This window comes from Verrucomicrobiota bacterium, assembly GCA_034440155.1.
Classification (GTDB): domain Bacteria; phylum Verrucomicrobiota; class Verrucomicrobiia; order JAWXBN01; family JAWXBN01; genus JAWXBN01.
This window is the reverse complement of the sequence record JAWXBN010000053.1, coordinates 40,720-55,035: the sequence shown is the minus strand read 5'-3', so window position 1 is coordinate 55,035 and position 14,316 is coordinate 40,720. Positions and strand designations below refer to the sequence as shown.

Genomic DNA, 14,316 nt, shown 5'->3' with positions numbered 1-14,316 from the left:
CAAAAGAGGCATGATGGGTCTTCTTGGGAGCTTGCGCGGGCGCGCAAATTGCTTATAGTGCAGGACATGATGAATTTTACTATCAGACCTTCCGCTCAACCCGACCAGTCCCAACCGGTCGTTGGATTTATCCCTGAATTCTCGTCGAAGCCACCCTTGAAGGAGCTCGAAGCAATTTCCCCGGAAGAATTTTCCGGTAAAAAATTTACACACATCATTCTGAGGGAAGGTAAAAAAAGAATCCTTTTAATCGGGCTCGGTGACGGGAAAAAGGTTGATGATGATACATTCCGCAAAGCATCCGGGGTCGCCATCCGGCAATTGAATAAAATCGGTGTTTATCGCGCGCAATTTGTCCTAGACGGTGTGGAGCAATTTGCTCAAGCCTGTGTCGAGGGTATTCTTCAAGGTGTTTATGAGTTCACCAGTTTCAAGGATTCTAAAAATGCCAAGAAAGCGAAGGTTGATGAGATTAGTTTTTTAATTTCAAAAGATCAGGTCGCGAGTGTCACCAAAGCTGTCCATGACGGACAGATTGTCGGAGAATGCGTGAATATAGTCAGGCAAATCGGTAACCTGCCGGGCAACTACATTAATCCTCCCACCTTGGCGGATGAAGCCTTGAAGCTGGCGAAGAAATACAAGCTCAAAGCCACTGTCTTTGATAAAAAGAAACTCGAGGCGGGCGGTTTTCGCGGGATATTGGCGGTGGGCGGTGGCAGTAAGAGCGAGCCACGCCTGATAGCATTGGAATATAAAGGGGCAAAAAACAAATCAGCCAAGCCGTTGGCTTTTGTAGGGAAGGCTGTTACTTTCGACAGCGGGGGAATATCCATCAAACCATGGGAAAAGATGGAGGAGATGAAATTTGATAAAATGGGTGGGGTCGCCGTCCTCGGGGCCATTTGTGCAATTGCCGCCCTAAAGCTCCCGATTAATGTGGTCGCCCTGATTTCTTCAGCGGAGAATCTCCTGGATGCCCATGCTTACCGTCCTGGTGACATTATTACCAGCTATGACGGAAAGACAATCGAAGTGCTCACCACCGATGCGGAAGGACGGATTGTCCTAGCCGATGCCATGGCTTACGCGCGCCAGAAATATGAACCCGCAGCGATGATCGACCTAGCGACATTGACAGGAGCCTGTATTGTGGCCCTAGGGGAATACAAAGCCGGACTTTTCGGGAATAATGAAGAATTTATTGCACAGGTCAAACAAGCTTCGCTGAGTAGCGGAGAGCCCTCATGGCATCTGCCGATCGGACCGGAATACCATGACCAGATAAAAAGTGATGTGGCCCACGTTAAAAATGTCGGGGGACGTTATGGGGGGGCCATTACAGCGGCAGCATTCCTAGAGCTCTGGGCGGAAAAGACACCTTGGGTCCATCTGGATATTGCCGGGGTGGCTTGGACGACGAGGGAACATGTTTTCCAAGGCAAGGGTGCCACCGGTTACGGGGTGCGATTACTCGTGGATTTAGCAAAACAATTTGCTTAATCCTAAATGAAGTAGGACAAAAATAGTCTGGCAAAAAAGAGATGGCGCGATCTGGCTTCTTCATTTTGGGAGCGTGTCTTGCCATGATGTAGGTCGTGCGGAAAATTGTAAATCCGCCAAAAACTTTTTTTAACCATCAGGGAAAATGAAAGAGTGCGGTTATGAAGAAAAAACAAGGCTCTCAAAAACCATCGAAACCGAGTATTAGTCACAGCTTTATTATTAAAATGAATTACCCAAATTTGCCGGGGATGTTGGCAAGGGTGACAAAAGTCATTGGTGACGAAGGGGGTGACTTGGGCAATGTGGAGATACTCGGGGTCATTCATAACCGGATGAATCGCCGTGTGACTTTCCACGCCGCTGATGAAAAGCATGCAGACCTGATCGTTAAGGCATTGCGGAAAATCAAGACCCTTGTCGTCGAAGATGTCACGGATGAAGTCCTGAAAATCCATGAGGGTGGTAAGATAGCGATCCGTAGCAAGCTCCGCCTCGATAACCGTGACACCCTTTCAATGGCCTATACCCCGGGTGTCGCACGTGTTTGCCAGATCATTGCAGCAGATCCCCTCAAAGCTTTTGATTACACCATTAAGAAAAATTCCGTCGCGGTGGTGACAGATGGAACCGCTGTCCTTGGCCTCGGTGACATCGGCCCGGAAGCGGCAATGCCTGTGATGGAAGGTAAAGCCATGCTCTTTAAGGAATACGGGGCTGTGGACGCTTATCCGATTTGTTTACGTACAAAGGATGTCGATGAGATTGTGGAAACGATTTGCCGGATTTCCCCCGGATTCGGTGGAATCAACCTCGAGGATATCTCTGCCCCACGTTGTTTTGAAATAGAGGAGAAACTTAAAGAACGCCTCGATATACCGGTTTTCCATGATGACCAGCACGGGACGGCTGTTGTGGTCCTTGCCGCCATGATTAATGCCTGCAAATTAACCAATAAAAAAATCAAGTCACTGAAAGTTGTCATTGTCGGTGCTGGTGCTGCTGGGGTGGCCATTGCCAAAATCTTGATGTCCGCGGGTTGCTCGAATATAATTATGTGTGACAGGATGGGGGCGATCCATAAAGGACGTACCGATCTTAACCCCATGAAAAAGTGGCTCGCCGATCATACGAATCCTAAAAATGAAAAAGGTGGCGTTCAAGAAAGCCTAAAAAAATCGGATGTTTTTGTCGGTGTCTCGGGACCAGGAATCGTGGAGCCACAATGGCTCAAGGCGATGAATCCAAATGGTTTTGTCTTTGCTCTGGCAAATCCAGTACCGGAAGTCCCGCCTGAAGAAGCCATGAAATATGCGGCGATTGTAGCGACCGGCCGGAGTGATTATCCTAACCAGATCAATAACGTTCTAGCCTTCCCCGGGATTTTCCGGGGTGCTCTCGATGTCAGGGCCCGTAAGATTACAGAAGGAATGAAAGTAGCTGCAGCGCGCGCTATTGCAAGGTGTGTGGCTCCTTCTGATCTGGCTCCGGACAATATCATTCCCAGTGTGTTCGATTATAATGTCGGCAAGGAAGTCGCCCGTGCTGTTCGCGACGAATACTTCGCCAATATAGATTCATGATATCGATCTAAAACAAAACCCCCCACTTTATCGAAAAAGTGGGGGGTTTGTTATTTAAAGATAAACCGGCTGATTAATTTAGCCAAGGCTCTATAGCCTTGAGGGCTTTACGCACATAGGTAGAGTGCTTGAGTCCGGCAACTGTCTGGGATTGTTTACGGCGGGCGGCCTCCGCTTCTTTTTGACCTTGGGCAGTTTTACAAGCGGAACAAACCCCGTCAAAAGGGGCTATATGATTGAGTTCCGTCAGTCTCACGCCACAAGAGGTACAGAAAACAAATTTCGGTTTCTGTAAGATGTCGACCACAGGGGTTGATGTTAAGATTGATGAAGAAGTAGTTTTAACCGATGCTTTTTTAATGCGATTTTTTGATTTCATAGATTTGAAAAAACGTACTGAGATTGAAATCCCATTATATCAGTGTTATATGAAAATTCAATTAATTTGATTCAAGACTATGATTTTATCTATAAAGTGCCATATTCGAGACGATTAGATTCGATTTTATGCCTGAAAATGAGCCAAATTGTCCTCTAGTGACTAATGATGCACACGTAAATCCAGCACCCCAGAACTTGCTGATTATAGATGGGGAATGTGGTTTTTGCAAGCGCTGGGCCCTTTACTTTCAACAAATTGCCCTCGGACGTTTTCAAATAGGATCCAGTCAAGAGGCAGGCCCTCTGTTCCCTCAGATTACCCAAGAGCAATTTGCTCAATCAGTGAAATTTATCGATACAGGTGGGGCGATTTACCATGGAGCTGAGGCCTGTTTCAGGGCTTTGTCATTAAATCCAGTCTTTTGCTTCTTGGTTTGGTTTTACCAGGGGTTTCAGCCATTCGCCCGCTGCTCAGAGGCTGTGTATCGAGTGGTCGCCTCCAACCGTATGCTTTTTTCGAAGCTGACTTTATTATTTTGGGGGGAGGAACTGAATGTTTCACGTGTATTGATGATTCGATCTCTTTTCTTGAGGGGACTGGGAATTGTTTATCTCATTGCCTTTTTGTCCCTGATTCCCCAGATGCTGGGATTATTTGGGAGCCAAGGCGTCATGCCTGTTGCCGAGTATGCTCGAATCGTGGAGGAGGCTTTAGCTCAACAAGGTGGGAATATGATTCGATTCTGGTATATTCCATCCGTCTTCTGGTATTCCCAATCTGACACCGTTCTCATGGTTGTATTGTGGTTGGGAGTAGTCGCCGCTTTGTTCCTCGTTATTAACATTGCCCCGGCAATTGCTGCAGCAATTTGTTTTGTCCTCTATCTATCGATTTGTGCTGTGGGTGAACCATTCATGGGTTTCCAATGGGATGCCCTCTTGCTAGAGATGGGGTTTTTGGCGATCTTTTTTGCCCCGTGGAAGCTCTTCCCGGGCCGTGGGCAATTTGCTCCTGCTCCCTCGCGGGTGATTGTCTGGCTCTATCGTTGGCTCCTTTTCCGGCTCATGTTCGCCTCCGCTGTGGTGAAGCTCTCCAGTGGGGATAAAGTCTGGGCTGACTGGAGGGCACTGGATTTTCATTATTTTACGCAACCCATTCCCAATCCTGTGTCATGGTATGCCCACCAGTTACCCCGATGGTTCCAGGAATTTTCCGTGGGTAGCATGTTTTTTATCGAGCTAGTCGTGCCATTTTTTATTTTTGCCCCGCGTCGTTTGCGTTTTGGGGCAGGGGGACTACTGGCCTTTCTCCAAGTCCTGATAATACTGACAGGGAATTATACCTTTTTTAATTGGCTTACCCTTTTGTTAGTTTTGACCTGTTGGGACGATCAGGCATTGGAATGGTTCTCCAGCCTTTTCAGAAACAGGCGATCTAAAGTGCAGATTGTGGATGAGGCAGGAAGTCGGCGGCCCTGCAAACCGGAGATTTTTTTAAAAAGATGGATTATTATTCCTGCCCTCGCTGTGTTGGTGACTTGGATGAGTATCGCCCCGCTGGTGGGTGCTTTCCGGATAAACTCTCCTCAATGGGTGTCGCTGTGGAACCGCTACCTTGGGCAATTCCGGATAGTGAATGGTTACGGCCTCTTTGCTGTGATGACGACTGAACGCCGGGAGATCGTCATCGAGGGGAGCCATGACGGGGTCAACTGGTTGCCCTATGAATTCAAATATAAGCCCGGCGATGTCAACCGCCTACCACCACAAATTGCCCCGTTCCAACCCCGCCTCGACTGGCAAATGTGGTTCGCCTCCCTCGGTGATTATCAGGCGAACCCATGGCTCTTGAATTTACAGGGCCGGATTTTGGAAGGATCTCAACCCGTATGCAAATTGCTCGGCAGGGACCCCTTCGCTGGCCACCCACCCCGCTACATCCGCGCCATCCTTTACGATTACAAATTCACCACCCCGGAGGAACACAAACAAACCGGGGCCTGGTGGTCGCGCAAATTGCTCGGACCCTATAATCCCACCCTCGAACGCCGTAGCCCCTAAAAAGATCAGAAATTAATCGTGAAATCTTCATGCACGCCGAGGGTATAAAGGGCAAATTGTTTTGTGAGTGATCATAGTCCCTGTTCGGAGTTCACAAGGGGAAATATTTCTGTAGTGAATGTTTCAATATATGAGAGAGATGGGTGTTGTTGATTGCTGAGGAGATCGGGTAGGATAGAGGGATATGCGCGCAAAATGCTCTGTTTTTATTGCTACCAGCTTGGATGGTTACATCGCCCGGGAGGATGGACGGATTGATTGGTTAGATCAGGCGAATGCCAGCATTCCTCCGGGGGAGGACTGTGGTTATTGGGAATTTATCTCCACGGTCGATACAATGGTGATGGGGCGTAGGACATTTGAACAGGTCTTGTCATTCCCCGAGTGGCCATACGGGCAGACCCCGGTAGTGGTGCTCAGCCGGGGCTTGAAGGAACTGCCACAGGGGGTCCTGCCTTCGGTGAGTCTTTCCAAGGAGTCTCCAGAGGTGCTCGTCGCGCGTTTATCGGCGGGGGGGAGTAAACATTTGTATATTGATGGGGGTCTTACGATTCAAGGTTTTCTGGATGCGGGACTCATTGATGAAATGACCATTACCCGTATCCCCATCCTGATCGGGCAGGGGAAAACCCTTTTTGGTCCGGTCGAGCGGGACATCCCCCTTGAACACATCACCACACACGTTTACGAATTCGGTTTTGTGCAAAGCATGTACCGGATCGTTGGAAAAAGCGAAGAAGGATGGGAAACGACGGATCACACGCAGTGACCCTGAGCGGAGATAGGTGCTATTCGGAATGAATGGTGTATTATCCCCTTCAGGTCCTTCACGAAAAAAAAAGATGCTCCCGCCTTGAGTGATTAACCCGGCAAGGGTTAATCATCCTCACCGAGGAGCCAGTAATTATACCACTTGGACCATTGTTTTTCTTTGACGATACCAGCAATGGTGAGGTAGCTATTGCTCAGGTGGTCGAAATAACCATCAACACGGAGTCCGGGAGTGTGGTGCTGGATCTCGCCGAAACCGCCGAAATCACCATTGTCATTATAAACCTGGAGAGAGTCGCCTTGTGTGTCGGGCTCACTCAAGGGCGAGTCACAGTATTCGCGCCATGGTTGGTTAAAGTATTCGCGGTAAACGACTAGGTAATCATCGCCAAACTCGCGTACGTAGGCGTATCGGCCTCGGCTGCTGGAAGGGGAGATACCGACTTTATATTGTTGTTTACCGGTAATCTCAAAAGCAATGACGCGTTTACGTTTCTCCCAGAGGTCGTCGGTGATCGGATCAAAATAATTACGGATCTCGCCATCGCCGCGGACGGGGATATAAACGATGCCCCCAGCTGGGACCTGGAGGATGGCCCAGAGATCGACTTGTTGGCCGACTTTGCCCTTACGGATTTCGAGGGTATTATTACTCGTGTAAGAGACGAATTTCTCGAAATAGGGGGCTTCCATGTCATTGAGTAGAAAACTGCGGGTGAAGGCGAGTTTGATGGAGCTTTTATCATGCTGGTGCTTGAGCGTAATCATTTTGGAGAGATGACAGACATCTTTATCTAATTGGGTGATATTCCAGTTGTCACTGTCGAGGGGTTTCTGAACCTCATACTTTGAAAAATCGGGATCATCTTTGACTTTCCAGAACCAGTCAGTCTCCGGTCCCACCCAGAGGCGGTCACCACCGACATTCCATCCCTGCCGCCAAAAGGCATTCATCCATAAAAGGTCATTGCTACCCACCTGTGCTTGGATGACGCGGGCGCGTTCGGGAGAGATGATGATTTGGCCATGTTTGGTTTTCCATGTGTGCAGATCGGTATTCATAAGATTCACCTTTGGTTCAAAGGGTTAATAGGACATGATTGATCGGGCGAAGAATAGCCCTGTTCGAAAGGGGATGGCAAGCATGCAAAAAAAAAAGTGGCAGCCGCCGGGGGGGATTCAGGAAAGATTCTGTCCTGTTTTTCCAAAGTGGGAAGTGAATCAGCTTGTCAGGGTGGATAAATCAGGGGATTAATGGGGTGGTTATTATGGCGGACTATTTGCGCATACTCGAATCGGTGATGCCGATTTTCCTGATTATGATCCTGGGTGCCGGTGTGCGCGCCCGTGGATGGCTAAATAAGCAGGCTGATGACACGCTGATGAAACTGGCGATTAACCTGCTTTTCCCCTGCTTGATCCTAGAGAAAATCATCGGAAATAAAGCTTTGGACTCAGCGGAGAATCTTTTCTTGCCGCCAGTCTTGGGTTTTTTTGCGGCGGCAATCGGGTTCCTTGTAGCCTATGTGTCGAGTCGGTGGCTAGGGCTCGATAAAGAGTTTAAAAGGCGCACTTTTGCGATGACTGTCGGGGTGTTTAATTTTGGTTACATCCCGATACCCTTGATCATGGATTTTTTCGGGGTAAAAACCTTGGGGGTACTTTTTGTATTTAATCTCGGGGTGGATGTTGCGATTTGGACGGTCGGGATCAGTCTGTTAACCGGGGCAAATCCTTTTAAAGAATGGCGCCGTCTTTTCAGCGGACCGCTGATCGCAATTTTTTTGGGGTTGATACTGAATTTATTAGTAGAGAGGAGTCACATTCCCGTCACTTGTATTACCCTGATGCAAATGCTGGGAGGTGCGGCGATCCCGGTGATCCTGCTTTTAATCGGGGCGGTGATGTATGACTATTTCCAGCCGGGTATCCTGAAAGAGGGGGTTTCTACCTCGTTAGGTGCGGCGTTTCTGCGTTTGATTTTTTTGCCGGCGATTTTCCTGATAGTGGCAAAGTTTTTACCTATGTCGGAGGAGCTGAGGCAAGTGATCGCGGTACAGGCGGCAATGGGCTCCGGGGTTTTTCCCTTAGTGATGACCCGCCATTATAAAGGGGATGTGCCGACAGCATTTCGCGTGATTTTTACGACGTCGATCTTGAGTTTGGTCACGATTCCCCTGTGGTTACGTTTCGGGTTATGGTTAATCCACTAAAATAGATTTCTTTTGGGATGATTTTTTCCTATGAAGAGGTAACATGGAGCCTTTGACAGACTATGCCAGAAGATAAAAAGCCTCTGCCGGGTAATCAAGATCAGGACCAAACCCTGCAAAATTTTGGTCCTGACTCATTCCGTTTGATTTTTGAGTGTAACCCTTTGCCGATGTATATTTATGACGTCGGGACATTTCGATTCCAGGACGTGAACCCTGCCGCTGTCCGCCAATACGGTTATTCCAAAGAAGAATTTTCATCGATGACTATTTTTGATATCAGGCATGCGGAAGATGTGCTTGTCCTCAAGGAATTCCTCACCGAGGCCTTACAAAAATTTACCCATGAAGCTGAATGGAAACATCTCAAGAAAGATGGGACGGTTATCTGGGTCGAGGTGGAGTCCCATGAGTTTGTTTTTAATGGTGTAAAAGCACGATTGGTATTCGCCAAGGATATTACAGCCCGCAAGAATACCGAGAATGAACTTTTCAGTAGTAAGGAATTTGCGGAAAGGATTAATCATACAGTCCCGGATATCCTGTATATTTTTGATAGCATCGAAAGGAAGAATATTTTTTGTAACCGGAGCATTTTTGACCGGGCGGGCTACACACCGGAAGAGATTATCGAAATGGGAACTAAAGTAATAGAAACAGTGATTTATCCCGATGATTATCCGGCATTTATCGAGCACCAGGGTCTGTATCTCGGACTCAATGACGGTGATGTGATCGATATGGAGTACCGTATGATCCTTAAAGGGGGCGGATTCCGCTGGTTCCGCAGTAGTGAGGCGGTTTTTAAGAGGGATAGTGGAGGTGCTGTGTGTCAAGTGATCGGTTTGTGCAGGGATATCACCGAAAGGAAAACGGCGGAGGAAGCCTCCCTTGCAAGTGAAGCCCGTTACCGTTTGCTTGCCGAGCATTCCTCGGACATGATTTGTCTTTTAGATGAGGATTTGACCCTTCAATATGTTTCGCCTTCGTGTAGTGTGATAATCGGTCATGATCCAGAAGAGTTAATTGGTCAGAAGATCATGGAGTTTGTTCATCCGGATGAGCAAATACTTGTTGGACAGCATTTCTCCATGCTCAAGGATGAGTTAAGTGCTTGTAGTGTTACCTATCGGTTTGCCTGTAAAGGGGGTGACTATAAGTGGCTAGAGTCCACTATAAAATCGCTTTCTGCCCAGGGTGATGATGAAATGCATCTTGTTTGCAGCAGTCGTGATGTGTCTAATAGGGTCAAGACACAAAATGCCCTCAAGGAAAATGAATCCCGGTTCAGAAAGGTTTTTGAGTCTGATCTTGTCGGTGTCTTTTTCACGGGGGCAAAAGGGGTGATCCGGGATTGTAATGAATATTTCCTAAAAATGACGGGTTACAGCCATGAGGATATCCAAGCGGGCAGACTCAAAATTGATTCCCTCATGATGAAACGGCCTGGTCAGACCCATGAGTTTGTCAGGGAGAGGAATAATGAAGGGGGGCCGACGTTGATCGAACAGGAGTTCATCCGTAAAGACGGGGCCTTGGCCATGGCACTGATCGGGAGTGATTTAGTCGAGAGTAATCCTGAGAATATTTATACGGTGTGGTTTGCCCTAGACATCACAGAGAGAAAAATCATAGAGGAAAAGCTTAAAGAAAATGAAGAGCGGTTCCTTCAGATTACGGAAAATATCTATGATGTTTTCTGGATATGGGATGCGAAGACCGACCTGATGGTCTATGTGAACCCATCGTATGAGAAGGTCTGGGGGAGATCGGTAGACAAACTACTTAAAGACCCGCTCGATTGGTTGGAGGCCATCCATCCCGATGACCGCCCTTGGGTAGTAAAAATGTCGATCCAGCAGGGGAAGGATGTCCTTTACGACAAGGAGTACCGGATAGTCATGGCTGACGGATCCGTCCGGTGGATTAGGGATAGGGGTTACCCCATCCGTGATGATGACGGAAACGTGCGGCGAGTGGCAGGAATCGCCCATGATATCACAGATAAAAAGTCTGCCGAGGAACAGCTTATCCAGAGTGAAGCTTTCTTTAAATCGATCTTTGACGGGGTAGATACCATGTTGGCAGTCATTGAGAAGAATGATGATGGGAGTTTACATTGTGTCGCACTGAATAACGCGTTCAGGAAGGTTGTCGACACGGAGAATTGTCACATCTTGCTGGAAAACGACGTTTATGAATGTAGGCGGCTCCTCCCGCAGGAAGCGGGAGACGGGTTGTTTGCACTTCTGGAAGAGTGTTTGCTGAAACAGGAGACATGCGAGGCGGAGCTGTCGATCACGGGGGAGGACGATCTTTTCTGGTGGCATACACGGTTTAGCCCTATTTATAATTCCCAAGGCGAGGTTTTCAGAATTATCCTTTTTATTCATGCCATCTCCGATAAAAAACGTGAGGATGAAAGGAATGAACGGAATCAAAGGCTCGAGTCAGTCGGGATTTTGGCAGGGGGTATAGCCCATGATTTCAATAACTTCTTGTCGACGATCGTGATGAATGCCTCCTTAGTGAAAAATCAAGAGGTTATCCAGTCTAAAACACGGGAGTATCTCGATGATATCCTCAAAGTTTGTGATGAAGCCCAGCAATTAACCAAGCAGCTCCTGACTTTTGCGCGAGGGGGGGCACCAATCAAACAGGTAACCAGCTTAGCAGAATTACTCACGGAAGCCTCCCGGTTTGCGCTCCGGGGTTCGCAAATTGCTTGCGAATACAATATTCCTGATGATTTATTCCGTGTGAATGCCGATGAAGGCCAGATCAAACAGGTTATATACAATCTCGCACTGAATGCACGGCAGGTGCTCGGTGAAGGTGGAAAAATCAAGGTCTATGCGGAGAATATCGAGTTACCCTCCACGGGCAATCAGGTGACTAAATTTGTTTCATTTTCAGTGGCCGATAATGGGCCGGGTATCCCGAGGGAAGTTCAAAGGAATATCTTTAACCCTTATTTCACCACCAAGAAAAATGGCACAGGATTGGGGTTGGCCATTAGCCATTCGATTATCGGTAAACACGGGGGAAGCATCCAGTTCTCCTCTTCATCCACAAAGGGAACTGTTTTTTCTGTGACCTTACCAGCTACGGATAGTCAGGATACATCCCCCCGCAGGATGTCCGAGAATGTGATCGAGGGACAGGGATTGATTGTGATTATGGATGATAATGAGATGATCCTGAATACTTTGGCGGAAACTATCGAGGTGCTCGGGTATCAGGCGGTCAAAACATCTCACGGAGAAGATTGTGTAGAGGCGTTTTTAAAGCTTAAAGCAAATGGAACCCGGGTTGATGCCTTAATTCTGGACTTGACGATCCAAGGAGGCATTGGTGGCGTCGAAACCCTCAGGCGATTGAAGCAGATTGATCCGGAGGTGAGGGCGATTGCTTCCAGCGGGTATTCGGAAGAAGAAACAATGATGAGTTTTTCCCAAATGGGCTTTAAAGCGGCTTTACCAAAGCCTTATCGTCTAGCGGAACTCTCGATTATCCTCTCGGAAGTCATCCTGAAGGTAGACTGATTTTTTGGTATATTGAGGACAACAATCGATTTTGTTCAGAAAAAAATATAAAATTGCTCTTGACGGGGCGTGAGCGAATTGCTTGAATTCGCTCATGTTCGCTCACGAGCGCTTTCAAAAAATAACTTCGCTTCTCGACCGGAAGGGCCGTCTGAGTGTGCAGACCCTTGAGAAAGCCTTGGGGGTTTCCCCTGCAACCCTGCGCCGTGACCTCACAGAGCTGGAGGAATCGGGTAAATTAATCAGGATTCATGGTGGGGTCATGCATCCATCCTATTTCAATGGGGAACCCAGTTACGAACAGAAAGCCCAGGAGAACCGTCTGGACAAACAGGCCATTGCCGATACGGTTATTGATCTTATTCCATCAAATTCCTCTGTATTTGTGGATTCCGGTTCGACATGTATGGAGATTGGTCGCCGCCTTTTACGGCGGAAGGATTTAACGATTATTACCAATTCCATTCCCCTTTTAACCGCGGCGCATAGCACCCAAGCCCAAGTGATTTGTATCGGGGGACAATTGCGCGTGGTGAACCAAGCTTTGGTTGGGGAGCTTTCCACGCAATGGATGGAGCAATTATCTGCGGATTTCGCCATTTTGAGTTCATCGGGGCTTTCGCTTGAACGGGGTGCCACAACCACAGAGCTTACCGAGGCACAGATGAAAAAGCTTTTCATGAAACGGGCCGAAAAGACGATTTTGGTGGTGGACGCCTCAAAATGGGGGCAGAATCGCCCTGTGGCATTTGCCCAATTTGAAGATTTTGATTACTGGATCACCTCTGAGGGCATTCCTGACGAACACCTTAAAATGGTCAAGCGGACCGGCGTCCAGGTGGTTGTCGCAGTACAGGGATCTAAGAGAAATTTAACCCAGAAGGAGTCGATCGCATGATTAAGGGGAATCCAAGTTATGATCGTGGCACTGTCGAGCAACTCGTCCGCCAGGCGCTGAAAAATCAATTAGCAGGTGCTGCATCGAGGACGGGTAAAACTGTTCCATTATTAGTCGTAAATTCTTCCGCGCGCCACTGCCATCTTACTCAGGAAGCCGTCGAAAAACTTTTTGGTGCCGGGCACAAGCTCACCGTTTTCAAATGGCTTTACCAAGAAGGGCAATTTGCGGCGAATGAAACCGTTACTTTGATCGGGCCGAAGAAAAGGATCATCCCGAATCTCCGCATTCTCGGGCCATGCCGGAATCTTAACCAAGTCGAGCTTGCTTACAGCGATTCGATCCAGCTCGGGTTAGATATTCCCGTCCGGATGTCCGCGGATATTTCAGGGACTACCAGCGGGATATTGATCGGGCCGAAAGGCTCGTGGGAAATGCCCGATGGGATTATCCGTGCCTCACGCCATGTTCATATGAGCCCATCTGATGCGGAGTTTTACGGTGTCAAACACTTGGATAATATGAAACTGCGGATCACAGCCCCTAAATGTACGACCGTTTTTGAAGACATGCTCGTGCGTGTAGATCCCTCATTTAAACTCGAGGTCCACATCGATACCGATGAGGCAAATGCCTGTGATCTCGACAGGGCGGAACAGGTAGAGCTCGTCTAATCGAAGATTTTAACACACAAAATAAACAATCTAACCCAAACCCAAAGAAAAGAAGGAAAATATGAGTCAAGCAATCGGACTACTCGAAACTAAAGGTTACGTCGGCCTCGCCGAGGCGACAGACGCCATGTGTAAGGCGGCGAATGTCGAATTCGTCAAAATGATCCAAATCGGTGGTGCTATGGTCACTGTCGTTGTCCGCGGAGATGTAGGCAGTGTTAAAGCTGCAGTTGATTCCGGGCGCGAAGTGGTTCAACGCATTGGAACACTGGTCGCCAGTCATGTCATCGCAAATCCCCATCCGGATCTGCTCAAGGTTTATATCGCTTAATTTTAAAATACGGAGAAAAGAAATTTATGTCACAAGCTCTAGGTATGGTTGAAACAAAAGGATTGGTCGCATTACTCGAAGCGACCGATGAAATGCTCAAATCCGCCAATGTCCAGATCGTTGGTTGGGAAAAGATCGGCTCAGGAAATGTCACGGCTTTTGTAAAGGGTGATGTCGCTGCTGTTAAAGCCGCTATCGAAGCAGGGGCCACCGCCGCTGCCGCTGTCGGTGAAGTCGTCGCTGTCCATGTCATCCCCCGTCCGCATGATGAACTCGCTGGAATGGGTAAATGGATCGGTGGAGCTACCGCAGCCAAATAAGGGATTTTCCGCCGGATTCGTTATTTCTAGGCGGGA

The 14,316-nt window shown here is 48.1% G+C and carries 12 protein-coding genes; 10 read left to right on the top strand and 2 right to left on the bottom strand.

All coding sequences use genetic code 11. The features are described 5' to 3' along the window. The first annotated feature begins 66 nt into the window (after positions 1-66). Both SGI98_05650 and SGI98_05645 read left to right on the top strand, forming a co-directional pair. Positions 67-1,503: a leucyl aminopeptidase gene (locus SGI98_05650; GenBank protein ID MDZ4742888.1), complete on the top strand. Its 1,437-nt coding sequence runs from the start codon at positions 67-69 to the stop codon at positions 1,501-1,503. A gap of 161 nt (positions 1,504-1,664) precedes the next feature. Further along, positions 1,665-3,086 carry an NAD-dependent malic enzyme gene (locus SGI98_05645; protein MDZ4742887.1) on the top strand — a complete coding sequence of 474 codons (1,422 nt, stop codon included), beginning with the start codon at positions 1,665-1,667 and terminating at the stop codon, positions 3,084-3,086. Between the two features lie 73 nt (positions 3,087-3,159). Here the strand turns inward: SGI98_05645 and SGI98_05640 are convergent, their stop codons facing one another. Then, positions 3,160-3,465: a hypothetical protein gene (locus SGI98_05640; GenBank protein ID MDZ4742886.1), complete on the bottom strand. Its 306-nt coding sequence runs from the start codon at positions 3,463-3,465 to the stop codon at positions 3,160-3,162. A 128-nt stretch (positions 3,466-3,593) separates the two neighbouring features. Here SGI98_05640 and SGI98_05635 point away from each other — a divergent pair, with 128 nt between their 5' ends. Both SGI98_05635 and SGI98_05630 read left to right on the top strand, forming a co-directional pair. Further along, complete coding sequence (locus tag SGI98_05635) at positions 3,594-5,528, top strand: lipase maturation factor family protein (protein ID MDZ4742885.1); 1,935 nt, start codon at positions 3,594-3,596, stop codon at positions 5,526-5,528. A gap of 184 nt (positions 5,529-5,712) precedes the next feature. Continuing rightward, positions 5,713-6,297, top strand: coding sequence for a dihydrofolate reductase family protein (locus SGI98_05630; protein MDZ4742884.1), 585 nt, complete (start codon positions 5,713-5,715; stop codon positions 6,295-6,297). A gap of 107 nt (positions 6,298-6,404) precedes the next feature. Here the strand turns inward: SGI98_05630 and SGI98_05625 are convergent, their stop codons facing one another. After that, positions 6,405-7,361 carry a DUF6786 family protein gene (locus SGI98_05625; GenBank protein ID MDZ4742883.1) on the bottom strand — a complete coding sequence of 319 codons (957 nt, stop codon included), beginning with the start codon at positions 7,359-7,361 and terminating at the stop codon, positions 6,405-6,407. Between the two features lie 164 nt (positions 7,362-7,525). Between SGI98_05625 and SGI98_05620 the strand changes: the two genes are divergently transcribed. The 6 genes from SGI98_05620 to SGI98_05595 all read left to right on the top strand — a co-directional run bounded on the left by SGI98_05620 (position 7,526) and on the right by SGI98_05595 (position 14,280). After that, a complete protein-coding gene (locus SGI98_05620; protein MDZ4742882.1) occupies positions 7,526-8,512 on the top strand; it encodes an AEC family transporter in 987 nt (328 codons plus the stop codon). A gap of 62 nt (positions 8,513-8,574) precedes the next feature. After that, on the top strand, positions 8,575-12,057 hold the full coding sequence (locus tag SGI98_05615; protein MDZ4742881.1) for a PAS domain S-box protein: 3,483 nt from the start codon (positions 8,575-8,577) through the stop codon (positions 12,055-12,057). A gap of 94 nt (positions 12,058-12,151) precedes the next feature. Next, positions 12,152-12,955: a DeoR/GlpR family DNA-binding transcription regulator gene (locus SGI98_05610; protein MDZ4742880.1), complete on the top strand. Its 804-nt coding sequence runs from the start codon at positions 12,152-12,154 to the stop codon at positions 12,953-12,955. After that, on the top strand, positions 12,952-13,629 hold the full coding sequence (gene pduL, locus SGI98_05605) for a phosphate propanoyltransferase (GenBank protein MDZ4742879.1): 678 nt from the start codon (positions 12,952-12,954) through the stop codon (positions 13,627-13,629). Before SGI98_05610 ends, pduL begins: the two co-directional genes overlap by 4 nt. A 61-nt stretch (positions 13,630-13,690) precedes the next feature. Continuing rightward, complete coding sequence (locus SGI98_05600; GenBank protein ID MDZ4742878.1) at positions 13,691-13,960, top strand: BMC domain-containing protein; 270 nt, start codon at positions 13,691-13,693, stop codon at positions 13,958-13,960. Positions 13,961-13,986: 26 nt separating this feature from the next. Continuing rightward, positions 13,987-14,280 carry a BMC domain-containing protein gene (locus tag SGI98_05595; GenBank protein MDZ4742877.1) on the top strand — a complete coding sequence of 98 codons (294 nt, stop codon included), beginning with the start codon at positions 13,987-13,989 and terminating at the stop codon, positions 14,278-14,280. Positions 14,281-14,316 lie beyond the last annotated feature (36 nt).